Source organism: Massilia sp. UMI-21 (assembly GCA_015277795.1).
Taxonomy (GTDB): Bacteria; Pseudomonadota; Gammaproteobacteria; order Burkholderiales; family Burkholderiaceae_D; genus Telluria.
The window spans coordinates 321,681-341,935 of the sequence record CP063848.1 but is presented as its reverse complement, the minus strand read 5'-3'; the positions used below and the strand labels follow the sequence as shown (position 1 = coordinate 341,935).

At 65.9% G+C, this 20,255-nt stretch carries 24 protein-coding genes; 6 read left to right on the top strand and 18 right to left on the bottom strand.

Going from position 1 to position 20,255, the window contains the following annotated elements; genetic code table 11:
- Positions 1 to 106: 106 nt before the first annotated feature.
- The 3 genes from IM543_01550 to IM543_01540 all read right to left on the bottom strand — a co-directional run bounded on the left by IM543_01550 (position 107) and on the right by IM543_01540 (position 3,958).
- Positions 107 to 1,096, bottom strand: a complete 990-nt coding sequence (locus IM543_01550) for a hypothetical protein (GenBank protein QOY94636.1) — start codon at positions 1,094 to 1,096, stop codon at positions 107 to 109.
- Positions 1,097 to 1,527: 431 nt separating this feature from the next.
- A complete protein-coding gene (locus tag IM543_01545; protein ID QOY94635.1) occupies positions 1,528 to 1,965 on the bottom strand; it encodes an FKBP-type peptidyl-prolyl cis-trans isomerase in 438 nt (145 codons plus the stop codon).
- A gap of 115 nt (positions 1,966 to 2,080) precedes the next feature.
- Positions 2,081 to 3,958 carry a potassium transporter Kup gene (locus IM543_01540; GenBank protein QOY94634.1) on the bottom strand — a complete coding sequence of 626 codons (1,878 nt, stop codon included), beginning with the start codon at positions 3,956 to 3,958 and terminating at the stop codon, positions 2,081 to 2,083.
- Positions 3,959 to 4,120: 162 nt separating this feature from the next.
- Between IM543_01540 and rarD the strand changes: the two genes are divergently transcribed.
- The 3 genes from rarD (at position 4,121) to IM543_01525 (ending at position 7,459) form a co-directional block, all read left to right on the top strand.
- Positions 4,121 to 4,999 carry an EamA family transporter RarD gene (gene rarD, locus IM543_01535; protein ID QOY94633.1) on the top strand — a complete coding sequence of 293 codons (879 nt, stop codon included), beginning with the start codon at positions 4,121 to 4,123 and terminating at the stop codon, positions 4,997 to 4,999.
- Between the two features lie 86 nt (positions 5,000 to 5,085).
- Positions 5,086 to 6,753, top strand: coding sequence for an energy-dependent translational throttle protein EttA (gene ettA, locus IM543_01530; GenBank protein ID QOY94632.1), 1,668 nt, complete (start codon positions 5,086 to 5,088; stop codon positions 6,751 to 6,753).
- 130 nt (positions 6,754 to 6,883) lie between these two features.
- On the top strand, positions 6,884 to 7,459 hold the full coding sequence (locus tag IM543_01525) for a transposase (GenBank protein QOY94631.1): 576 nt from the start codon (positions 6,884 to 6,886) through the stop codon (positions 7,457 to 7,459).
- Between the two features lie 56 nt (positions 7,460 to 7,515).
- On the opposite strand, the gene IM543_01520 is transcribed toward IM543_01525, so the two are convergent.
- The 9 genes from IM543_01520 to IM543_01480 all read right to left on the bottom strand — a co-directional run bounded on the left by IM543_01520 (position 7,516) and on the right by IM543_01480 (position 14,348).
- Positions 7,516 to 8,091: a porin family protein gene (locus IM543_01520; protein ID QOY94630.1), complete on the bottom strand. Its 576-nt coding sequence runs from the start codon at positions 8,089 to 8,091 to the stop codon at positions 7,516 to 7,518.
- A 173-nt stretch (positions 8,092 to 8,264) separates the two neighbouring features.
- A complete protein-coding gene (locus IM543_01515; GenBank protein ID QOY94629.1) occupies positions 8,265 to 8,861 on the bottom strand; it encodes an alpha-ketoglutarate-dependent dioxygenase AlkB in 597 nt (198 codons plus the stop codon).
- 145 nt (positions 8,862 to 9,006) lie between these two features.
- Entirely contained in the window at positions 9,007 to 9,369 is a 363-nt protein-coding gene (locus IM543_01510; protein ID QOY94628.1) for a hypothetical protein, read from the bottom strand.
- A 141-nt stretch (positions 9,370 to 9,510) separates the two neighbouring features.
- Positions 9,511 to 9,888 (bottom strand): MAPEG family protein, encoded by a 378-nt coding sequence (locus IM543_01505; GenBank protein QOY94627.1) that lies wholly within the window; start codon positions 9,886 to 9,888, stop codon positions 9,511 to 9,513.
- Positions 9,889 to 10,032: 144 nt separating this feature from the next.
- Positions 10,033 to 10,860: a DUF2520 domain-containing protein gene (locus IM543_01500; GenBank protein QOY94626.1), complete on the bottom strand. Its 828-nt coding sequence runs from the start codon at positions 10,858 to 10,860 to the stop codon at positions 10,033 to 10,035.
- A gap of 1 nt (position 10,861) precedes the next feature.
- Positions 10,862 to 11,440 (bottom strand): DUF924 domain-containing protein, encoded by a 579-nt coding sequence (locus IM543_01495; GenBank protein ID QOY94625.1) that lies wholly within the window; start codon positions 11,438 to 11,440, stop codon positions 10,862 to 10,864.
- Positions 11,441 to 11,489: 49 nt separating this feature from the next.
- A complete protein-coding gene (locus IM543_01490) occupies positions 11,490 to 12,242 on the bottom strand; it encodes an MgtC/SapB family protein (protein QOY94624.1) in 753 nt (250 codons plus the stop codon).
- A 10-nt stretch (positions 12,243 to 12,252) separates the two neighbouring features.
- Entirely contained in the window at positions 12,253 to 12,519 is a 267-nt protein-coding gene (locus IM543_01485; GenBank protein ID QOY94623.1) for a hypothetical protein, read from the bottom strand.
- A complete protein-coding gene (locus tag IM543_01480) occupies positions 12,519 to 14,348 on the bottom strand; it encodes an aminopeptidase P family protein (GenBank protein QOY94622.1) in 1,830 nt (609 codons plus the stop codon). Before IM543_01480 ends, IM543_01485 begins: the two co-directional genes overlap by 1 nt.
- 313 nt (positions 14,349 to 14,661) lie before the next feature.
- On the opposite strand from IM543_01480, the gene IM543_01475 reads away from it, so the two are divergent.
- Positions 14,662 to 15,291, top strand: a complete 630-nt coding sequence (locus IM543_01475) for a hypoxanthine-guanine phosphoribosyltransferase (GenBank protein ID QOY96466.1) — start codon at positions 14,662 to 14,664, stop codon at positions 15,289 to 15,291.
- 110 nt (positions 15,292 to 15,401) lie between these two features.
- Here the strand turns inward: IM543_01475 and IM543_01470 are convergent, their stop codons facing one another.
- The 5 genes from IM543_01470 to IM543_01450 all read right to left on the bottom strand — a co-directional run bounded on the left by IM543_01470 (position 15,402) and on the right by IM543_01450 (position 18,218).
- Positions 15,402 to 16,358: a nitronate monooxygenase gene (locus IM543_01470; GenBank protein QOY94621.1), complete on the bottom strand. Its 957-nt coding sequence runs from the start codon at positions 16,356 to 16,358 to the stop codon at positions 15,402 to 15,404.
- A gap of 84 nt (positions 16,359 to 16,442) precedes the next feature.
- Positions 16,443 to 17,330: an MBL fold metallo-hydrolase gene (locus IM543_01465; protein QOY96465.1), complete on the bottom strand. Its 888-nt coding sequence runs from the start codon at positions 17,328 to 17,330 to the stop codon at positions 16,443 to 16,445.
- Between the two features lie 25 nt (positions 17,331 to 17,355).
- Positions 17,356 to 17,550 (bottom strand): DUF1289 domain-containing protein, encoded by a 195-nt coding sequence (locus tag IM543_01460; protein QOY94620.1) that lies wholly within the window; start codon positions 17,548 to 17,550, stop codon positions 17,356 to 17,358.
- Positions 17,547 to 17,705: a hypothetical protein gene (locus tag IM543_01455; GenBank protein ID QOY94619.1), complete on the bottom strand. Its 159-nt coding sequence runs from the start codon at positions 17,703 to 17,705 to the stop codon at positions 17,547 to 17,549. Before IM543_01455 ends, IM543_01460 begins: the two co-directional genes overlap by 4 nt.
- 33 nt (positions 17,706 to 17,738) lie before the next feature.
- Complete coding sequence (locus tag IM543_01450) at positions 17,739 to 18,218, bottom strand: thioesterase family protein (GenBank protein QOY94618.1); 480 nt, start codon at positions 18,216 to 18,218, stop codon at positions 17,739 to 17,741.
- Between the two features lie 139 nt (positions 18,219 to 18,357).
- Here IM543_01450 and IM543_01445 point away from each other — a divergent pair, with 139 nt between their 5' ends.
- Positions 18,358 to 18,801 (top strand): CopG family transcriptional regulator, encoded by a 444-nt coding sequence (locus tag IM543_01445; protein ID QOY96464.1) that lies wholly within the window; start codon positions 18,358 to 18,360, stop codon positions 18,799 to 18,801.
- Between the two features lie 52 nt (positions 18,802 to 18,853).
- On the top strand, positions 18,854 to 20,059 hold the full coding sequence (locus IM543_01440; protein ID QOY96463.1) for a PHB depolymerase family esterase: 1,206 nt from the start codon (positions 18,854 to 18,856) through the stop codon (positions 20,057 to 20,059).
- A gap of 1 nt (position 20,060) precedes the next feature.
- Here IM543_01440 and IM543_01435 read toward each other — a convergent pair whose 3' ends face one another.
- Positions 20,061 to 20,246, bottom strand: a complete 186-nt coding sequence (locus IM543_01435; protein QOY94617.1) for a cysteine-rich CWC family protein — start codon at positions 20,244 to 20,246, stop codon at positions 20,061 to 20,063.
- Positions 20,247 to 20,255: the final 9 nt, after the last annotated feature.

Genomic DNA, 20,255 nt, shown 5'->3' with positions numbered 1-20,255 from the left:
GGCGGCGCAGGGCGCTCTGCGATAACTCAGGCGGGCACGGGTTCGTCGCTTGATGAAAAACGGGGAGCGCCGACGGCACTCCCCGTTTTGCTGACAATAAGCTGCCTCAGGGTTCTAGCAGCACCGCGCGGCAGTCGCCGAGATCGGTGCACGCATAGGCGGCGATCTGGCGGGCGTCGTTGATGCCGACCGCATCGAGTACGGTCCAGAGGCCGCGCTTGGCGACCAGGTCGTTCAGGTCGTGCATCACGCCGTCACGGTACAGGAAAGCATGCGAGAAACTCTGGCCGGGCACGTCGTTCGCGCGGGTCGAGTAGCCGACCACCATCCCGGCATTGTTCAGGGCGCGCGCTTCGGTGGAGGCGCCGCCCAGGGAACCGATGTCGATCATGGCGCCGCCGCGGTACAGGAAGGCATGCTGGATGTCGGCGTTCACGAAGCTCATGCCGGCCACTTCGCCGCGCTCGTTGACGGCCGCGGCGCTGCTCGAGGGACCGCCGAGGGTGCCGAGATCCTTCATCGCGCCTTTCGCATACACAAACGCGCGCTGGGCCGTGAATCCGCGCAGGAAGGACACGCCGACCACCGTGCCGGCGCCGTTGATCCCGGTGGCGCGCGCGACGCCGCTGCCGAGGCTGCCGATCGCGGTCATCTTGCCGCCGGAATACAGGAAGGCGCGGTCGTTGCCGCTGCGGTCCAGTGCATACCCAGCCACCTGCCCGCTCGCGTTGATGGCCGTGCCGAAGGTCGGCCGGCCATTGAGCGTGCCGAGGTCGCGCAGCGACCTGCCGTTGTACACGAAGGCATGGGAAACCCCATTCCTGGCATCCGCCGAGCCGGTGACCTGGGCGGTCGGGCTGATGGCCGTGGCCATGCTGGAATTGCCGCCAAGCGTGCCCAGGCTGGCCATGGCGCCACGCGACCACACGAAGCCGCGTCCATCGGTGCCGATGCCCACGATGCGCCCGGTGGCGTCGATGGCGTGCGGCGTGGTGTTGGATGGCAGGAAGGTCATTTTGTAGAGGGACTGGCTATGCGCGGCGAGCGGAGCAAGGAGCGAAGAGGACAGCAGAAGGGCGTGCAGAGAATATCGCATGACTAACCTTGATGCTTGAGTGAAGGGGACTTGCAGCATCTCCAAAAGCCGGCTCTGCGGGTTTGAGAAATATCAATGTCCAAAATCTCGTGTGGACTTCTGTCTGCGGCGCACTGAGCGCTGCGGCCGCGTTGCCAGGCGACCTGCCGACCACACGACCAGCCCCGCCAGCAACAACCAGCCGTCGGGCTCGTCATGCATGGGGCGCGCCGGCAGGCAGGCGGCGGTATGCGCCACGGGCGCAGGCACGGCCACGGGTAGGGACGGGCCGGCAAGGAAGAAAACCAGGGCGGGAAGGAAAGGCATGGCGCACAGGCAGAGTCGTCGGGAACAGCAGCATCGTGCATATGACGGGCCCGGCCTGTGCGCCGGCGCAGGCGTGCGCGCAAAAAAAACCGGGGCAGCGCCCCGGTCTCTCTGCATCCGCGGTCTTACTCGACCTTGGTCAGGCTGATTTCGAACACCAGGCCATTGTTGCCCGGAATGCCGTTGGAACCGCGCACACCGTAGCCCAGGCTTGCCGGCACCTCGATGGTGCGCTTGCCACCGACCTTCATGCCGGTCACGCCCTGCTCGAAGCCGGGAATCACGGCATTGGTGCCGAGCTTGAACGAGAAGGAATTCGACTCCAGGCGGGTGCCCTTGTGATCGGTAGCCGAGACGCTGTAGAGCCACAGCGTATAAGTCACGGTGGCAGTCTTGCCGGACACGGCTTCGGCGCCGGTACCGAGCACGTCGTCCTTCTTGACCAGCGCGGTCGGGTTGTTCGGATTGACGACCTCGGCGCCGGAATCGTCCCCGCCGCCGCCGCAGGCGGTCAGGCTGAGGATGGCGACAAAGGCGGCGATCAGGGGAAATTTCAGCTTCATGGGAGGTCCTTGGGTGCAGAGTTTATGTGGCGAAACCCTGAACCTTACCGGAGCCCCAATCAAGCGTCTGTCCCCCGACTGTCCGCAATTTGTATTTTTCTGTGCGCTTTTGTAATCAGATCTCGACCTGGGTCCCGAGTTCGATCACCCGGTTCGGCGGGATCTGGTAGTAGTCCGCGGCTGCGCGGGCATTGCGCGACAATATGGCGAACAGGTGCTCGCGCCATGGCGCCATCCCGCGTCCCGGCGTCGAAATCACGGTCTGGCGCGCGATGAAGAAAGAGGTTTCCATCATCTCGAAGCTCAAGCCGAGGCCGGTGCACTGGCGCAGGATGTCGGGGATGTCCGGCTCGTCCTTGAAACCGTACTGGACGTTGAGCTGGAAGCAGTTATGGCCAAGCTCGACCACCTGCACCTGTTCCGCCACCGGCACCCAGGGTTCCTCGCGGATATGCACTGTCAGGAACACGACGCGTTCGTGCAAGACCTTGTTGTGCGACAGATTGTGCAATAGGGCATGTGGCACGCCATCGCTTTCGCCGCGCAGGAACAGCGCGGTGCCGGGCACCCGCGCCGGCGGCGCCACGAACAGCGATTCCATGAAGGCTTCCAGCGGAATGGCGTGCTTTTCCAGGTTCTCGAACACCAGCTCGCGGCCGCGCTTCCAGGTCAGCATCAGGGTCAGCAGCACGGTGCCGAGCAGCAGCGGGAACCAGCCGCCGTGGAGCAGCTTCAGGCTGGTCGACGCGAACAGCATGACGTCGATCACCAGGAAGAAGCCGGTCGCGCCCAGGCACACGAGCAGCGGCAGGCGCCAGCGGTAGCGCGTCACGAAGAAGGTGAGGATGGTGGTGGCCATCATGGTCGCGGTCACCGCGATACCGTAGGCGCCGGCCAGGTTGTCCGAGGAACCGAAGCCGACCACGGCGACCAGGACGATCGCCAGCTGCAGCCAGTTCACGGCCGGGATGTAGATCTGGCCGATCTCGCTTTCCGAGGTGTGCAGGATGCGCATGCGCGGCAGCAGGCCAAGCGCGATCGCCTGCTTGGTCATCGAATAGGTGCCCGAGATGGTCGCCTGCGAAGCGATCACGGCCGCCATGGTCGACAGGATCACCAGCGGAATCACGCTCCAGGCGCCGAGCTGGTGGAAGAAGGGATTCTCGACCGCATCGGGCTGCATGATCAGGAGGCCGCCCTGGCCGAGGTAGTTCAACGCCAGTGCCGGAAAAGCGATGGCGAACCAGGCCAGGCGGATCGGCTTGCGGCCGAAGTGGCCCATGTCGGCGTACAGCGCCTCGGCCCCGGTAATCGCCAGCACCACTGCCCCCAGGGCGACGAAGGCCAGCAGTTTATTTTCCAGCATGAAGCGCAGTGCGTTCCAGGGATTGAGCGCATGCAGGATGACCGGCGCTTCGATGATGTTGATGATGCCCATGACGGCCAGCGTGATGAACCAGACCAGCATGACGGGACCGAAGAAGCGGCCGATGCCGGCCGTGCCATGGCGCTGCACGCTGTACAGGAGCACCAGCACCACCACCGCCAGCGGCACCACGTAGTGCGCCATGCCGGGCGCCGCCACTTCCAGGCCCTCGATGGCGCCCAGCACCGAGATCGCCGGTGTGATCACGCTGTCGCCGTAGAACATGGTGGTGCCGAGCACGCCGATGACCAGCAAGGGGAAATGCCAGCGCGACGCCTTGGTCACCGAATTGGTGGCCAGCGCCATCAGCGCCATGATGCCGCCTTCGCCGCGGTTGTCGGCACGCAGCACCAGGGTGACGTACTTGAGCGAAACGATAATCGTCAGGCTCCAGAAGATCAGGGAGATGACGCCGATGATGTTGGGAGTGGTGAGGGGGAGGCCGTGCGTATCGTCGAAGATCGCACGCAGGGTGTACAGGGGGCTGGTGCCGATGTCGCCGTAGACGATGCCGACGGCGGCCAGCGTCAGCGCCGCGACGCTGCTCTTCTTATTTTCTGAACTCAAGGTGACACCATTGTTCTGTTCTGGTGCAGCGCACCATAAAATAACGACAAGAAAATTGCAAGAAGATTCGCCTTGGATGATACACCGGCTGGAAAAGCCCTTGTCCCAGCAGAGAAATTGCGCATCAGGGATAATGTCACCCCAGCAATCGCCTCCTTTTCCATGCGCTCCGGTATCCTCTCCGCCGCCCTCGCCTTCCTGGCCTGGGGCCTGTTCCCTATTTATTTCCACGCGCTTGGCGAGGTGCCGCCATCCCAGATCCTGGCGCACCGGGTACTGTGGTCACTCGCGTTTCTGCTGGTGGTGCTGGCCTTGCGCCGCCAGTGGAAGTGGCTGGCCCTGGTCCGCCAGCCGCGTGTGTTCTGGAGTTTCGTCGCCTCCGCCTGCCTGCTGTCGGCCAACTGGCTGGTCTACATCTGGGCGGTCAAGAACGGCCACGTGATCGAGGCCAGCCTGGGCTATTTCATCAACCCGCTGGTGAACATCATGTTCGGGTACCTGATATTGAAGGAGCGCATGCGCCCGGCCCAATGGGCCGCGATTGCCATTGCCGCGCTGGGCGTCGGCTGGCTCACCTGGCAGTCGGGCTCGGTACCCTGGATCGCGCTACTGCTGGCGGCCAGCTTCGGCGCCTACGGCCTGCTGCGCAAGACCGCCGCACTGGGCGCGCTCGAGGGCCTGTCCTTCGAGACCATGGTGCTGTTTCCGTTTGCGCTCGCTTACGTGGGCTGGCTGACCGTGCACGGCGAGAATGCCTTCCTCAACGCGCCTTCCGACGCGACGCGCCTGCTGCTGGCCGCCGCCGGGCCGATCACGGCGATTCCGCTGCTGCTGTTTGCCACCGGCGCGCGCCAGATCCCGCTGTCGATCCTGGGCCTGCTGCAGTACCTGTCGCCCACCATCCAGTTCCTGCTGGGCGTGTGGCTGTTCCACGAAGCCTTCAGCAGCGAGCGCCTGGTCGGCTTCCTGATGATCTGGGCCGCGCTGGCGCTGTTCGCCGGCGAAGGCCTGGCACGCAGTCGGACCCGCAAGAAAGACTGAGCGAACCCGCGCGGGCACAAAAACCTGTGTCCCGCGCGGCGGGTTCTGTCGTATCCTGTGCACCTTAAACAACACCAGAGTAAAGCATGGCCAATTACGTCTATACCATGAACCGCGTGGGCAAAATCGTCCCGCCAAAACGCCAGATCCTGAAAGATATTTCGCTGTCCTTCTTCCCGGGTGCGAAGATCGGCGTGCTCGGCCTGAACGGCTCGGGCAAGTCGACCCTGCTGAAGATCATGGCCGGCATCGACACCGACATCCAGGGCGAAGCGCGCCCGATGCCCGGCCTGAACATCGGCTACCTGCCGCAGGAGCCGCAACTCGACCCGGAAAAAACCGTGCGCCAGGAAGTGGAATCGGGCCTGGGCGAAGCCTTCGAGGCGCAAGCCAAGCTGGAAGCCGTGTACGCCGCCTATGCGGACGAGGACGCCGACTTCGACGCCCTGGCCAAGGAGCAGGAGCGCCTCGAATCGATCATCGCCGCGGCCGATGGCGGCAACCTGAACCTGCAAATGGAAATGGCCGCCGATGCGCTGCGCCTGCCGCCGTGGGACCAGAAGATCGGCGTACTGTCGGGCGGCGAGAAGCGCCGCGTGGCGCTGTGCAAGCTGCTGCTGAGCAAACCGGACATGCTGCTGCTGGACGAGCCGACCAACCACCTGGACGCCGAATCGGTCGAGTGGCTGGAGCAGTTCCTGCTGCGCTTCCCGGGCACCGTGGTGGGCATCACCCACGACCGCTACTTCCTCGACAACGCCGCCGAATGGATCCTGGAACTGGACCGCGGTTCGGGCATCCCATGGAAGGGCAATTACTCGTCCTGGCTGGACCAGAAACAGGCGCGCCTGAAACAGGAAGAAGCGACCGAATCGGCACGCCAGAAAGCCCTGCAGAAAGAACTCGAATGGTCGCGCCAGAACCCGAAGGCGCGCCAGGCCAAGTCGAAGGCCCGTCTGGCCCGCTTCAATGAGCTGAGCGAATACGAATACCAGAAGCGCAACGAGACCCAGGAGATCTTCATCCCCGTGGCCGAGCGCCTGGGCAATGAAGTCATCGAGTTCAAGAACGTCTCGAAAGCGTTTGGTGACCGCCTCCTGATCGACAACCTGTCCTTCACGGTGCCGCCGGGCGCGATCGTCGGCATCATCGGCCCGAACGGCGCCGGTAAGTCGACCCTGTTCAAGATGATCGCCGGCAAGGAACAGCCGGACAGCGGCGAAGTCGCGATCGGCCAGACCGCCAAGGTATCGCTGGTCGACCAGCACCGCGACGAACTGGCCAACGGCAAGACCGTGTTCGAGGACGTGACCGGCGGCGCCGACATGCTCAGCGTGGGCCGCTTCGAGATGCCCTCGCGCGCTTATCTCGGCCGCTTCAACTTCAAGGGTTCGGACCAGCAAAAGGTGGTCGGCAACCTGTCGGGCGGCGAACGCGGCCGCCTGCACCTGGCCAAGACCCTGCTGCAGGGCGGCAACGTGCTGCTGCTGGACGAACCGTCGAACGACCTCGACGTGGAAACCCTGCGCGCACTCGAAGACGCCCTGCTCGAGTTCGCCGGCAGCGTGATGGTGATCTCGCACGACCGCTGGTTCCTGGACCGCATCGCCACCCACATCCTGGCCTTCGAAGGCAATTCGCAGGTGACCTTCTTTGACGGTAACTACCAGGAATACGAAGCCGACAAGAAGAAGCGACTGGGCGAAGAAGGCGCCAAGCCGAAGCGTATTCGCTACAAGCCGCTGACGACCTAAGCTCAGCAGTAAGGTCTTGTTTCATAAAGGAAATCCCCGCCAATGCGGGGATTTTTTTATCGTCGGAAACGAACGCGCTCTGCCAGAAGTCGTGTGTAGAATCTTTCTCGATGAGGCCAGCCGGCCTCGGATGTCCGCTGCTTTTCCGAGGGACGGACTGACGGAGCCCATGACTGATTACCGCGACAACCGCGTCCCGGGCGGGACGTTTTTTTTCACGGTGCGCCTGCTCGAACGGGGCAGCACCCTGCTGACAGACCATATTTCTGCCTTCGGTGAAGCCATGCGGCTGGCGCGCGTGCGCAAGCCCTTCCATGTCGATGCCTGGACCGTCCTGCCGGACCATGCGCATGCGATCTGGACGCTGCCGCCGGGCGACCACGACTGCTCGAGCCGCTGGCGTGCGGTCAAGATCGCCTTTTCCAAGGCGCTGCGCAAGTCGGTGCCGGATGCGAGCGAGGGCGCGATCTGGGAACGCCATTACCAGCACTACCGGGTCGGCGACGAACGCGAGTACGCGGCGCTGGTCGACTATACCCACCTGGATGCGGTACGGCACGGTTTCTGCAGCCATCCCAACGAGTGGCCCTGGTCTTCGCTGCGTCGCTTCGTGCTTGCCGGCCATCCGCTGCCGGCGCCGGGCCCGGCACTGATCGTGCCGCCCTGGGTGCATCGTCCGCAATCGAACGGCTTTGCCAGGTTGTGAGCCAGGTAAGCAAAAAGGCCCCGCAGGGCCTTTTTTTGCTTACAGCAGATGCAAGCTTAGAACGCGTATTTCGCGCCGATGGTGAAGACGTCGGCCTTGGCGCCGAAGTCCTTGCTCTTGCCGTAGCGTTCGTATTCGCCGACCAGCGACACATTCTGGTTCAGCTTGTACTCCGCGCCGAGCGCACCATAGGCTTCGGTTTTGCTACGGCTCATGTTCTGCACTGCGTTCAGGGTTTCCAGTTCGCTCTTGGTGCGCGCCGCGCCGAGCTTGCCGTACACCGAGACCTGCTCGTTGACCGGCCATGTCGCCTTGGCGGCCAGGTAGTAGGCATGGCCATCGGTTTCGCCGCGGTTGTTGACGCCGCCGATCGAGTAGTTGACGTCGGACTTGCGGAAATCGGTGTAGCCGGCTTCGACACCCCAGGTCTGGTCGAACTCATATCCACCGAAGAGCTTGCCGGATGCCTTGTAGCCTTCGGTATCGACGTTCGAGGCGCCGGACATCTTGAAGTCATGGTCGGCACTCGCGATCCCGGCGCCGACATAGGCGCGCGGTGCGCCGGTGGTCTGGGCCTGGGCTGCCGACATGGCGGCGGCAGATGCGATCAGTACAACGAGAAGCTTGTTCATTGCGAATCCTTTTACTTGACTGGTTCGCGATTCCGAACGAATCGCGATATGGCCAAGATAGCATTCGCTCCCCTTGATGAAAGTCCTAAAGCCGTAAGAACTGTAAGCAGATGTAAATTAATGACTGATGCGTTAGATATTTGCCACAGAAGATACGGAAAAAAGCGCGCTCGTTACTCGATGTTTCGGAAAGTTAGGTTCACACGCGGACCCAGCGGCTTTGCGGTTTTATTGATCCCATGCATCCAATTGGCCTGCGTCTTCCCGGCCATGAACAGCAGGCTGCCGTCCGTCAGCGGCAGCTTGACCGTTTCCTTGCTGGCCTTGTGGCGCAGGACGAACGGTCGCGTGGCGCCGAAGCTGACCGAGGCGATCGCCGGCTCCGGTCCCAGTTCCGGTTCGTCGTCGCTGTGCATGCCCATGCTGTCGCGGCCATCACGGTAATAGTTCAGGAGCACGCTGTTGTAGCGCCGCCCGGTGGCTTGCTCGGCCGCCTGGCGGATGGTGTCGAGCAGCGGCGTGAATGGCGCAGGAGCCAGGCTCAAGCCGGAGTAACGGTAGGCCTTGTCGCCGTGCCAGGCCGAGAGGCGCGGCTGCCGGTGGCGCTTGCCGTACACCACGACGGTCTCCTCGCGCCAGTCGGTTTCCGCGATCAGGCGCGCCAGCACCAGCCCGTTCGGCCAGGGCAGCGGCAGCTGGGCGAGGAAGGCCAGTTCGCCATCGCGCAGGGGAATCGGCAGCAAGGCCGGGGTCGAGTCGAATAGATCCATTTGTGCAAGTGGCGACGCAGCTTGACGCTCAGCCGATGGCGCTTGGCGGCCTGGGGCCCTTGTGGGCGCTGTACCACATCGAGGTCATTACAGAGAGCGCCTGACAAACCCCGAGGGCAAGCCATCGGGGAATCGTTGGACGCTCTCAGGCGTAGGCTTCGGCAAGGCTCATCACACGCGGCGTCACGTCGATGCCGACGTTGCCGAACAGCGCTTCGATGGCCGCCAGGTTGGCCTTGCATTCCTCGGCCTTCCAGCCGTTGAACAAGTCGCTGCCATCCTTCTGGAAGTGCAGGTCCAGCACCTTGCCCTTGTCCTTGTGGACATAGGTCTGCTGGTGCGTGTTCTTGAAGCCGAGTTCGGCCAGGCCCGCCAGCACGGTCTGCGGCGGATTGTCCGGATCGGTGGCAAGGAAGACACCGAAGGTCTTGCCGGGCGGCTTGGCTGCGATGTCGACTTCGTAGATGCCCGGGGCCCTGGTGACACTGGTACTCTTCAAGAACAGCATGTTCTCTCCTTCTCCTGTTGCCCGCACGGCGGCACGCGCCGGGTCGGCAGGGCGCAGCGGGCGGATCGGTTTGGTTTCCTCAGCATCCTAGCTTATTGCCCTGCGGGAACTTTGTCGACCACTGTCTGCGGTTTCTTGGCGTTAGCGCAGCAATAGTCCCCAGGCGGTGCCGCAAATTAACAACGCGCAAGCCACCATCCCCGTAATGAAGCCGAGTTCGCGACGCGCCGGATCGCGGTAATAGCCGAGTGCATAGGCAATGCGGCCTGCGCACCACAGCAGGCCGCCGGCCGCCGCCCATGCGTCGCCCAGGTAGAAGGCGCACAGCCACAAGGGCACCAGCAGCAGCGGCAGCTGCTCGAGGGTATTGGCCTGCACCCGCTGGCAGCGCAGGAAGGCCTCCGGACCCTCCATCGAGGGCGCCGGCACCTGGTAGCGGATGCGCGCGCGGCCGGCGTTCACGCCGGTCCAGAAATACACGCCGAGTGCGGCCAGGGTGGCCCAGGCAGTGAAGAACATCGGAACCCCTGTGGATAAAGCTTTGGATAAGAGCATGGGAATGTCTTGGAAAAGCCCGGGAAAAGCGCCGGGATAAACACTGGATAAGTGCTGAACAAGCGCTGAATAAGCCTTGAACAAGCGCTGTATAAGTACTGGATAAGTTCAGGCGTCTCCGCGCTTGCGCCGTGCCAGATCGGCTGTCGGCGGCACCAGCGCCTCGTACAGACGGCCGGTGGCGGGATCCCAGCGCATGACGGCTTCCTGCTGGCGCGCCACGGTGGCGAAGTCGCCGCGTGCGACCGGACCGCTGAGCGCCGCTTCGGGCCCGAGGCGGAACACGTTGGCCAGCGCCTCGGTGGCGAGCGGCCGCGCCAGTTCGCGCGCCACCTGGGCCGGTACACCGGCCGCCTGGTAGGCGCGCAGCGCGGCGTCGACCACGGTCACCAGGTAGTTCGACGCGAACACGGCGGCCGCGTGGTAGACGGTCTTGGCGGCCGGGTCGATGCGCACCAGGCGCGCGCCGATCGCGGCGAAGGCCGGCTCCAGCACGGCCAGCGCCTGTGGGTCGCCCTCGATGCCGCAGAAAGTGCCGGCAAAATCCGCTGCCACCGCTTCCGGGTCCGCGAAACTGCGCACCGGATGCACGCTGGCCACGAAGGCGCCGGCAGCGCGCGCGGCCTGCAGCTCGCTGGAAGCCTTGGCGCCGCTGCAGTGGAACACCACGGCGCCTGCCAGTTGCCCGCTGTGCGCCAGGGCTTCGCAGGCGGGCGCGATCGCGTCATCTCCCACGGCCAGCATCCACACCTGCGCGGCACGCATCTGCGCGCGCGTGGCGCAGGCATGGCCGGCGCCGATGAAGGCCACCGCTTCGTGCGCGCTGGCATCGGAGCGGGTCAGGACATCCTGCAGCGTGAAGGGCCCGCGCGCGGCGAACAGGCGTCCGAGCGCGCGGCCGACGTGGCCGGCGCCGACCAGGTTCAGCGTCGACACGTCAGAAACCGGCGCCGGGCAGTTGCAGGTAGGCCAGCTCTTCCGGGGTCGAGGCGCGTCCGAGGATGGCGTTACGGTGCGGGAAGCGGCCGAAGCGGGCGATCACGCCGCGGTGGCGGTGCGCATAGTCGAGTGCTTCGCCGAAGCCTTCGTGCTGCGCGGCCAGTTCGGTGAACAGGGTCACGGCCTGCTCCTGCATGCGCGCGTCTTCGGCATGCTCGAAGGGCATGTAGACGAACTGGCGCTCGACCGGCGACAGGTTCAGGTGCGCGCCCGAATCGACCAGCTGCCGCGCGGCGGCCAGCGCCAGGATGTCGCCACCGAAGGATTCCGGCTTGCAGCGGAAAGCGTTGCGGGTGAGCTGGTCGAGTACGAGGATGCGCGCCAGCGTACCGCGCGGTCCGATCTCGTCCCACTCGCGCAGCCCGCCCGCCATCGCCTGGTGGATCAGGGCGCCGAAGCGCTCCTGCACCGTGCTGTCGAAGGCATCGTCCTTTTGGAACCACTGCTTGCGCTGCTGGCCATGGCCCTGGCTGCCTTCCGGCAGGAACCAGAAATCGAGAACGTCTTGTGCTTGCATTGATGAACCCCAGTAATGGAAAACAGGCTTATTGTTGTTGATCGCTTTTTTAATTGCGTGCGTGCGAAAGCTGGAAGGCTTCCAGTCCCTCGAACGCGGCCAGTTCGGTGGCCAGCTCCGACAGCGGCGCGCCGCTGCGGTTGGACAGCGCCAGCGCCACGAAGCGCCACTCCTGGCGGCCCTCGTCGCTGCTGATCGTCAGCGAGCTGCCCGCGATCTCGTAGCCGCGCTCGAGCGCGGCCTGGCGCAGCACTTCTTCGCGCGGCAAGACCTGCGGCTTGAAACGCATGCGCACCGCCACCGCATGGCGCGACGGCAAAATCGTCTCCAGGCGGTTCAGGTAGATCATGATCATCCCCGAGAAAAAGGCCAGGCCCATCGCCGCCAGGTAGAAGCCGACGCCCACCAGGATGCCGATCGCGGACGAGGCCCAGATCGAGGCCGCCGTGGTCAGGCCGCTGATGTTGAAACCTTCGCGCATGATCACGCCGGCGCCGAGAAAGCCGATGCCGGTCACCACGCCCTGGATGATGCGGGTAGGGTCGACCGGCGCCAGCACGCCGCCATGGCCGCCGTACCAGAAGTCCGGATAGCCGGCCAGGATGGTCAGCGCCGCCGAGGCCATGCACACCAGGCCGTAGGTGCGCATGCCGGCGGCGCGGCCGTGGTAGGCACGCTCGTAGCCGACCAGCAGCCCCAACGCCAGCGCGCCGGCCAGGTGCAGCAGGATCAGGCCATTCGTGGCGATGCTGGATTCGGACCAGTAAGCGGCAAGCAGGGGGTTGGCGGGCAGGGAAGGCATACGCGGATCGTCAGGCTCCCGGCTTCTTGCGCACCAGTTGCTTCTCGAAAGCCTCGTCATGCTTGCTGATCCGCTTCACCTCCTGCGGGCCGAGGCCGTTCACGAATGCGACGAAGTCGTCCAGCTCGAGCGGCGCATTGAGCGCGGGGGCGCCGGGGGCCTCGGACAAATAAAACAGTCCGTCGCCGGTGCGCGCCATCGAATAGGCGCTGTTCCCGGTGCGCTTCTTGAGGCGCTCGACCGCCGCACTGGCGCGGGTGGAACGTGAGCTGGCCATCAGATCGCCTCCGTGCGCGCGAACAGCCACTCGCGCGCCGCGCCGCGCACGTGCGGTTCCAGGCGCGCGCGCACGGTGGCATGGTAGGCGTTCAGCCACGCGATCTCGTCCTGGCGCAGCAGCGTGCGCTCCAGTGGACGGGTGTCGATCGGGCACAGGGTGAGCGTTTCGAAGCCCAGGAATTCGCCGAACTCGGTGTTGTCCACGACCTGGTTCAGCACCAGGTTCTCGATGCGGATGCCCCAGCGACCCGGCCGGTAGATGCCCGGCTCGATCGAGGTGATCATGCCCGGCTCCATCGCGGTATGCGGGTCCGGCGGCACGCTCGGGGAGATGGTCTGCGGACCTTCGTGCACGTTCAGGAAGTAGCCGACGCCGTGGCCGGTGCCGTGGCCGTAGTCGATGCCGGCGGCCCAGATCGGCGCGCGCGCGACGGCGTCCAGCAGCGGCGCCCGGGTGCCGCGCGGGAAGCGCGTCGCGGACAGGTTGATCAGGCCTTTCAAGACCAGCGTGTAGTCGCACTTCTGCGCGCTGGATGGCGTGCCCACCGGGATCACGCGGGTGATGTCGGTGGTGCCGCCCAGGTACTGACCGCCCGAGTCGATCAGCAGCAGGCCGTCGCCCTCGATGACCGCGCAGCTTTCCTGCGCCGCACGGTAATGCATGATCGCGCCGTTGGCGTTGAAGCCGGCGATTGTCGAGAAACTCGGGCTGATGAAGTTCGGGCGGCGGCTGCGCGCGGCCGTGATGTGGGTGTCGATCGCGACTTCGTCCAATGGCGTGCGGCTGCCGTTGGCCAGCTCGGCTTCGAGCCAGCAGAAGAATTCGCACAGCGCCGCGCCGTCGTGTTCCATCGCGCTGCGCACGTTGACGGCCTCCGCATCGAGCTTGCGCGACTTGGCGAAGGTGGTCGGGTTGATCGCTTCCACCACGTTCACGCCCGGCCCGACGGCGGCGCGCATGCCGGCGGTGACGCGGCGCGGATCGAGCAGCAGGGTGGCGCCGTCCGGCAACGCACCCAGCGCGGTAGCGGTGTTCGCGTACGGCGCCAGGTGCACGCCGTCCGCTTCGAGGCGCGCGCGCAGCTCGGGCGCTACCTTGCCCTCGCCCACGAACAGGGTGGCGTCGGCGCGGCCGACCAGCGCATGCGCCAGGAACACCGGGTTGAAGCTGACGTCGGTGCCGCGCAGGTTGAACAGGTAGGCGATATCGTCGAGCGTCGAGATGAAATGGAAGCCCGCGCCATGCTGCTCCATGGCGGCGCGGGTCGCGGCCAGCTTGTCGAGCCGGGGCATGGTCGCATACGGCGGCAGGTGCTCGAACACCGGGTCGGCCGGCAGTGACGGGCGATCCGACCAGACTTCGTCGAGCAGGTCGACATCGAGGCGCAGCATGACGCCCTTGGCCGCCAGGGCGTCGGCCAGCAGGCGGGCGCCGGCCAGGCCGAGCACGCGCGCGTCGACGGCCGCCGTCTGGCCGGGCGCGAGATTGGCGGCCAGCCAGTCCACGTGCATCTGGCTCGCCGCGCCCGGGATCTTCATGAGCGCGATCTTGCTTTCCCCTTCGCTGCCGGCCAGCTCGGTCTCGGCCTGGGTCCAGTAGCGGCCGTCGGTCCAGACGCCGGCGAAGCTTGCCGTGGCGATGAAGGTGCCGACCGAGCCGGTGAAGCCGGACAGCCACTCCCTGCCCTTCCAGTGGCCGGGCAGGTATTCCGACAGGTGCGGGTCGCTCGACGGCACGATGTAGGCATCGATGCCGGCGCGCGCCATCGCGCTGCGCAGTTGGGCCAGGCGTTGGCTGCGGGCTTGTTCGAATTCTGGGCTGGACATGGCTGGTCGTTTGTTGTTTTCCAAGCCACGTATGATACGCCGCAATGCCCGGACGTGGCGCTCCGGGTTATTGCGCCATGACATCATCCGTTACAATGCGCGGACCGACACGTTGACCGGCAGCAGCCGGCGCAGGAGACAGGATGGATTTCGTAGCGGCATCGGCCCGCAAGCTGCAAGCTGAAATTGCGGCGAGCCGAACAGCCAGCTGATTCCAACGGGAACGCGCCCATGCACCCGATTAGCGCATAATCCGGCACATCATCGGGCATCTGAGCGGCCCGCCATCTTTCCACCAGAAGACAGAATGAGCATGCAAGACTACCACCATGACCGCGCCCGTGCGCTCCTCGCCAACGCCACCCAGATCGTCACGCCCGAAGAAGTCCTGGCCGCGGTGGCGCGTGTCGCCGCCCAACTGAACACACGCTTCGGCCATCCCGAAGACAAGGACTTTCCGCTGGTGCTGGGCGTGATGGGCGGCGCCGTCGTGTTCACCGGCCACCTGCTGCCGCAGCTCGACTTCCCGCTCGAATTCGACTACATCCACGTCAGCCGCTACGGCGACGCCGACCGCGGCGGCCAGATCGTGTGGAAAGTGATTCCGCGCCAGGACGTGGCCGGGCGCACCATCGTCGTGGTCGACGATATCCTCGACGAAGGCGAAACGCTCGCCCACGTCAAGCAGCGCCTGCTCGACATGGGCGCGGCCGAAGTCATCGTCGCCGTGTTCGCCGACAAGGACATCAAGCGCGCCAAGCCGATCAAGGCCGACCTGATCGGCCTGACGCTGCCGAACGAATTCGTGGTCGGCTTCGGCATGGACGTCTACAACTACTGGCGCAACCTGCCGGGCCTGTGGTCGATCCACCCCGACGACCTGAGCGCGGCGAACGAGCCGCCGCCGGCGTTCCCGACGCCGGACGCCAAGCGCCTCGACTGATGTTCGTAGGGTGGGCGGGTCTCCCGCCCACGCGTCCAACGATACGATGAAATAACGCGCATCGTCCATTCGACGGCTGGCTGAACGCGTGGGCGGCAAAGCCGCCCACCCTACACCAGGCTCAGGCGCGCACGCGCCGCCGCATATTCCGCCTTCAGGCGCTCCACCATCTCGGCCACCGTCGGCACGTCTTCCATCAGGCCCACGCCCTGGCCCGCGCCCCAGATGTCGCGCCAGGCCTTGGCGCTGCCCGAGCCGAAGCTCATCTTGCTCTTGTCCGATTCCGGCAGATTGTCCGGATCGAGTCCGGCCGCGACGATCGATTTCTTGAGGTAGTTGCCGTGCACGCCAGTAAACAGGTTGGTGTACACCACGTCGGCCGCGCGCGACTCCACGATCGCGTCGCGGTAGGCGTCGGTGACGTTCGATTCCTTCGTCGCCAGCCAGCGCGAGCCGATGTAGGCGAAGTCGGCGCCCATGGCCTGGGCTGCCAGGATGGCGTCGCCGGTGGCGATCGAACCGGACAGCGCGATCGGCCCCTTGAAGAACTTGCGCACCTCGCCCACCAGCGCGAACGGCGACAGCGCGCCGGCATGGCCGCCGGCGCCGGCCGCGACCAGGATCAGGCCGTCCACGCCGGCCTCCAGCGCCTTTTCGGCGTGGCGGATCGAGACCACGTCGTGCAGCACGATGCCGCCGTAGGCGTGCACGGCGTCCAGCATTTCCTTGGGCGGCGCGCGCAGCGACGAGATGATGATCGGCACCTGGTGCTTCACGCAGACTTCGACGTCGTGCGCCAGGCGGTCGTTCGACTGGTGCACGATCTGGTTGACCGCGATCGGGCCGACCTTCGCGTCCGGATTGGCCTGCTGGTACTCGGCCAGCTCGCGCTGCAGGTCGGTGAGCCAGGTATCGAGCAGCTCGGCCGGGCGCGCGTTCAGCGCCGGGAAGGAGCCGACGATGCCGGCCTTGCACTGGGCCGCCACCAGCGCGGGACCGCTGGCGATGAACATCGGGGAAGCGATGACGGGGAGGGACAGGTCTTGCAGCACGGGAGGCAGCGTCATGGAAGGCTTTCGCTCGTCAGGTTGATGGAGGAACTCCGGGCATTATAGCCCCGAAAAAAGAACGATCGTGCTAGATTCTCGCCTCTAAACGTCGACGAGCAGCGCTCCTTCGACGCGGGCGGCGCCGGCCTTTGCCAGCGCCGCGCCGGCCCAGCGGGCCAGCTCGTCCTGCTCCATCCCCAGGATCCGGGTGCGCACCCGCTCCACCAGGGGGATCGAAGCCAGCAGGCCGGGCAGCGTCTCCAGCGCCAGCGTACGGCGCTCGAGCAGCAGGAATTTCAGCAGCACCTTGACCGCATTGCGCGCATTGCGCACCGGATCGGCGCTCAGGTAGTCCAGGCGCGCGCGGGCACGCGCCAGCGCCCCGGGCACGTCTCCGAACACCGCGCCGTGACCGGGTACGACGACACGGGCGTCGAGCGTGGCGATCAGGTCGAGCGTGGCGCCGACCTCGGCAAACCCCGGTTCGCCCGCCAGCTCCGGGAAGATCACGCCGAAACCATTTTCCCACAGCGCGTCGCCGGCAATCAGGATGCCCTCGGCGGCGCAGAAGAACAGCAGCGCGTGCGGGTCGTGGCCAGGCGCCGCCAGCACCTGCCAGGCCAGGTCGCCCAGCGCGAGCCGGTCGCCCGGCGCCAGCACGGCGTCGAAGCTGAAACGCGGGCACTGCTGGCCGGTGGCGCGGTAACTGAGCGCCGCTTCGTCCCACGCCGCCATCTTGGCCGCCTCCAGGGCCGGAATCGCGGTCCGGCAGCCATAGGCCGCCTGCAGCAGCGCATTGCCGCCGCAGTGGTCGGAGTGCAGGTGGGTGTTGAGCAGGCGGTCCAGCGGACGCCCGCCCAGGGCCTGGCGCACCAGCGCCAGCGTCTGCGGCGCGTGCGTCGCGTAGCCGCTGTCGACCAGCGCGCTCTGCGCGCGGCCGCTGAACAGGACGTTGTTGGACGAGAGCCAGCCGCGCTCGAAGACCTGCATCGATGCCGGCAGGCGCAGGTCCACCTCAGCCCCAGTCGATCTCGGCTTCGCGGCGCCGGATCTCGGCCCAGACCGCGCGCTTGTCGTCATCGCTCGCCTTGCCCCAGGCGACGATTTCGTCGATCGTGCGCAGGCAGCCGCGGCACAGGCCGGTCGCGGGGTCCATCTGGCACAGGTTGATGCAGGGCGATGGGATGGGGGTGTGCAGTTCGGGATTCATGGCAGGCGCTTATTGAAGTAACTGCGTGACATCAGGGCGCCGGCCAGCCGGCTGCCGCGATCATTCAGCGCATACAGTATCGGGTCGTCGTCCATCTCGCCGCGCGCGGTCCGCGGGAAATCCAGCGGAGCGATGTCAGCCGAGTCGATCAACATTTATCAGTAAAAACATGGCAATGCCATCGCGCATTATCCCGCATTCCGGGGTGGCGGCCCTCCTGCCGTATGGGACGAGGGCTGGCTGGCGCGCCACTGTGCCAGCTTGCGCGCCAGCCGGTCCTGGAAGCGCTCCGGATCGATCAGGTGGCGTTCGTGAATTCCTTCACACACTTTTTCAAGGTCGTCCCAGGCCTCCACCCGGAACTGCACGCGCCGGCCGTCGACTTCCAGCACCTCGCCCCGGATGGTGAGCGTCATACCCGGCGGCGTCGGCGCCAGGTGGCGGAAGCTGACCATCGTACCCAGGCTCTGCTCGGCCGGCCAGTCCACGAAGGGCATCAGCCCGTGCAGGCAGGCCAGTTCCATCATGCCGACCAGGTAGCCGGTCGCCAGCACGGGCGGCATGTCGCGACAGAACGGCGTGTCGTGGTAGAGCGCGGGCACGGTGGCCCGTTCAGGAACGGTGTACTGCCATTCGAAGCAATGGCCGAGTTGTATTTCTGCACGCATGTGCGCAGATTAACGCAGCCCGGCACATTTGCCTACGTCCGGTCTTGACGTAGCACACCACAAGCGTACACTCCAAGAACCATCCAGATGGATGGTGAAAGCGTGGCGTAAGGAAGCGGATGGCATCATGAGCAAGGAAATGACGAAAATAGCGTCGAGCGCATTGGCAAAAGCCTCGGCCAAAGACGCGGCGCGGCCGGCGGATTCGGAAAAGATCACCATCAACCTGGGGCCAATCGACCTCGGCCAGATCGATCTCCTGGTGAGCGAAGGCTTTTATGCGAACCGTTCCGACCTGATCCGCACGGCGATCCGCAACCAGTTGCAGACGCATGCCGACGTGGTCCGCCAGACGGTCGCGCGGCGCAGCCTGGTCCTCGGCATGCACCACTACACGCGTGCCGATCTCGAGCGCGCCCACGAGGCCGGCGAACGCTTGCAGATCCAGGTGCTCGGCCTGGCCAGCATCGCCCACGACGTCCCGCCGGAACTGGCGCTGGACACCATCGAATCCATCGTCGTCCTCGGCGCGCTGCATGCCAGCAGCGCGGTCAAGGCGGCACTTGCCGGGCGCATCCAGTGATCGCGCCGGCGGAGGAAACACCATGAAACTGAACATGCACTTGCTTGCGCAGATGCGCAAAGCCACCGACAGCCTGATGAAAAAAGGACCGGTGGACACCACGGCCATCGTTCAGGAAGCGATGAAGCACGCCACGGCCTTCCAGCGCCCGGCGTCCCCCCCTGCTCCCGGTGCGCCGCCGATGCGCGACATCAACCCGCCGCCGGGCGCAACGGCCGCCAACGAGGCCGAACCGGTGCGCGAACACACGGCGCCGCCTCACACGGCACATCACAAGGCACATCACAAGGCACATCAAGCGGCACCGGACCACGCGGCAGCGAATGTCGTTCCCGACATGCTGGCCAACCTCCAGCGCACCATGGAGTCAGTGCGCGAACAGTTCGGCGGCCTGGGCGCCGGGGTCGGCCAGGACGCCACGCCCTGGCCCGGCACCTTCACCAGCGGCAGCTATACCAACGAAGCCGGCACCCGCGACTACAAGCTCTATGTGCCGAGCACGCTGACGGACGCCCCGGCGGCACTGGTGGTCATGCTGCACGGCTGCACCCAGAATCCGGACGATTTCGCGCATGGCACGCAAATGAACGCGCTGGCCGAAGAACTCGGCTGCCTGGTCGTGTATCCGGCGCAATCGCAGGCGGCCAATGCCTCGCGCTGCTGGAACTGGTTCAGCGAAACGGACCAGCAGCGCGACCGCGGCGAACCCTCGATCATTGCCGGCATCACCCGCGACGTCATGGCGCGCCACCCGGTCGACGCGGACCAGGTCTTCGTCGCCGGCCTGTCGGCCGGGGGCGCGATGGCCACCATCATGGGCACGCTGTATCCGGACCTGTACGCGGCCGTCGGCGTCCATTCCGGGCTGCCGTTTGCGGCGGCCAAGGACCTGCCGTCCGCGCTGGCGGCGATGCAGGGCGATTTCCGCCGCAGCCAGGCGCCGGGACGCACCGTGCCGATCATCGTGTTCCACGGCGACCGCGACACCACCGTCCACCCGGCGAATGGCGACGCTGTGGTGGCGCAGGGAAGCGTGCGCGGCGCACGCAGCACGGCCGAGCCAGGCCAGGTGCCGAACGGCCACGCGTACACGCGCACCGTGCACCACCACGACGACGGCAGCGTGCACGCCGAGCACTGGCTGATCCACGGCGCCGGCCACGCCTGGTCGGGCGGCAATGCACGCGGCAGTTATACGGACGACAAGGGGCCGGATGCGAGCCGCGAGATGATGCGCTTCTTCCGCACGCAGCGCTGAGCTACGACCCTGGACGTTTCGCCAGCTCGGCGTCGATATGGGCGCGCAGGCAGGCCGGGCACCAGCAGCCGGCCGCCTCCTGCGGGACGGGCACGGCTGGCGGCAGCGCGGTGCACCAGCAGGGTGCTGGGCTGCCATCGGTCATGGCGCAGCCGAATTCGGCGCCGCAGCGGGTGCAGGTGCTCATCGGGCGCTC

Coding starts and splice junctions, on each gene's coding strand:
- IM543_01550 (QOY94636.1), bottom strand. CDS start 1,096: ATGCGATATTCTCTGCACGCCCTTCTGCTGTCCTCTTCGCTCCTTGCT.
- IM543_01545 (QOY94635.1), bottom strand. CDS start 1,965: ATGAAGCTGAAATTTCCCCTGATCGCCGCCTTTGTCGCCATCCTCAGC.
- rarD (QOY94633.1), top strand. CDS start 4,121: ATGCGCTCCGGTATCCTCTCCGCCGCCCTCGCCTTCCTGGCCTGGGGC.
- ettA (QOY94632.1), top strand. CDS start 5,086: ATGGCCAATTACGTCTATACCATGAACCGCGTGGGCAAAATCGTCCCG.
- IM543_01525 (QOY94631.1), top strand. CDS start 6,884: ATGTCCGCTGCTTTTCCGAGGGACGGACTGACGGAGCCCATGACTGAT.
- IM543_01520 (QOY94630.1), bottom strand. CDS start 8,091: ATGAACAAGCTTCTCGTTGTACTGATCGCATCTGCCGCCGCCATGTCG.
- IM543_01515 (QOY94629.1), bottom strand. CDS start 8,861: ATGGATCTATTCGACTCGACCCCGGCCTTGCTGCCGATTCCCCTGCGC.
- IM543_01510 (QOY94628.1), bottom strand. CDS start 9,369: ATGCTGTTCTTGAAGAGTACCAGTGTCACCAGGGCCCCGGGCATCTAC.
- IM543_01505 (QOY94627.1), bottom strand. CDS start 9,888: ATGTTCTTCACTGCCTGGGCCACCCTGGCCGCACTCGGCGTGTATTTC.
- IM543_01495 (QOY94625.1), bottom strand. CDS start 11,440: ATGCAAGCACAAGACGTTCTCGATTTCTGGTTCCTGCCGGAAGGCAGC.
- IM543_01490 (QOY94624.1), bottom strand. CDS start 12,242: ATGCCTTCCCTGCCCGCCAACCCCCTGCTTGCCGCTTACTGGTCCGAA.
- IM543_01485 (QOY94623.1), bottom strand. CDS start 12,519: ATGGCCAGCTCACGTTCCACCCGCGCCAGTGCGGCGGTCGAGCGCCTC.
- IM543_01480 (QOY94622.1), bottom strand. CDS start 14,348: ATGTCCAGCCCAGAATTCGAACAAGCCCGCAGCCAACGCCTGGCCCAA.
- IM543_01475 (QOY96466.1), top strand. CDS start 14,662: ATGCAAGACTACCACCATGACCGCGCCCGTGCGCTCCTCGCCAACGCC.
- IM543_01470 (QOY94621.1), bottom strand. CDS start 16,358: ATGACGCTGCCTCCCGTGCTGCAAGACCTGTCCCTCCCCGTCATCGCT.
- IM543_01465 (QOY96465.1), bottom strand. CDS start 17,330: ATGCAGGTCTTCGAGCGCGGCTGGCTCTCGTCCAACAACGTCCTGTTC.
- IM543_01460 (QOY94620.1), bottom strand. CDS start 17,550: ATGAATCCCGAACTGCACACCCCCATCCCATCGCCCTGCATCAACCTG.
- IM543_01455 (QOY94619.1), bottom strand. CDS start 17,705: ATGTTGATCGACTCGGCTGACATCGCTCCGCTGGATTTCCCGCGGACC.
- IM543_01450 (QOY94618.1), bottom strand. CDS start 18,218: ATGCGTGCAGAAATACAACTCGGCCATTGCTTCGAATGGCAGTACACC.
- IM543_01445 (QOY96464.1), top strand. CDS start 18,358: ATGACGAAAATAGCGTCGAGCGCATTGGCAAAAGCCTCGGCCAAAGAC.
- IM543_01440 (QOY96463.1), top strand. CDS start 18,854: ATGCGCAAAGCCACCGACAGCCTGATGAAAAAAGGACCGGTGGACACC.
- IM543_01435 (QOY94617.1), bottom strand. CDS start 20,246: ATGAGCACCTGCACCCGCTGCGGCGCCGAATTCGGCTGCGCCATGACC.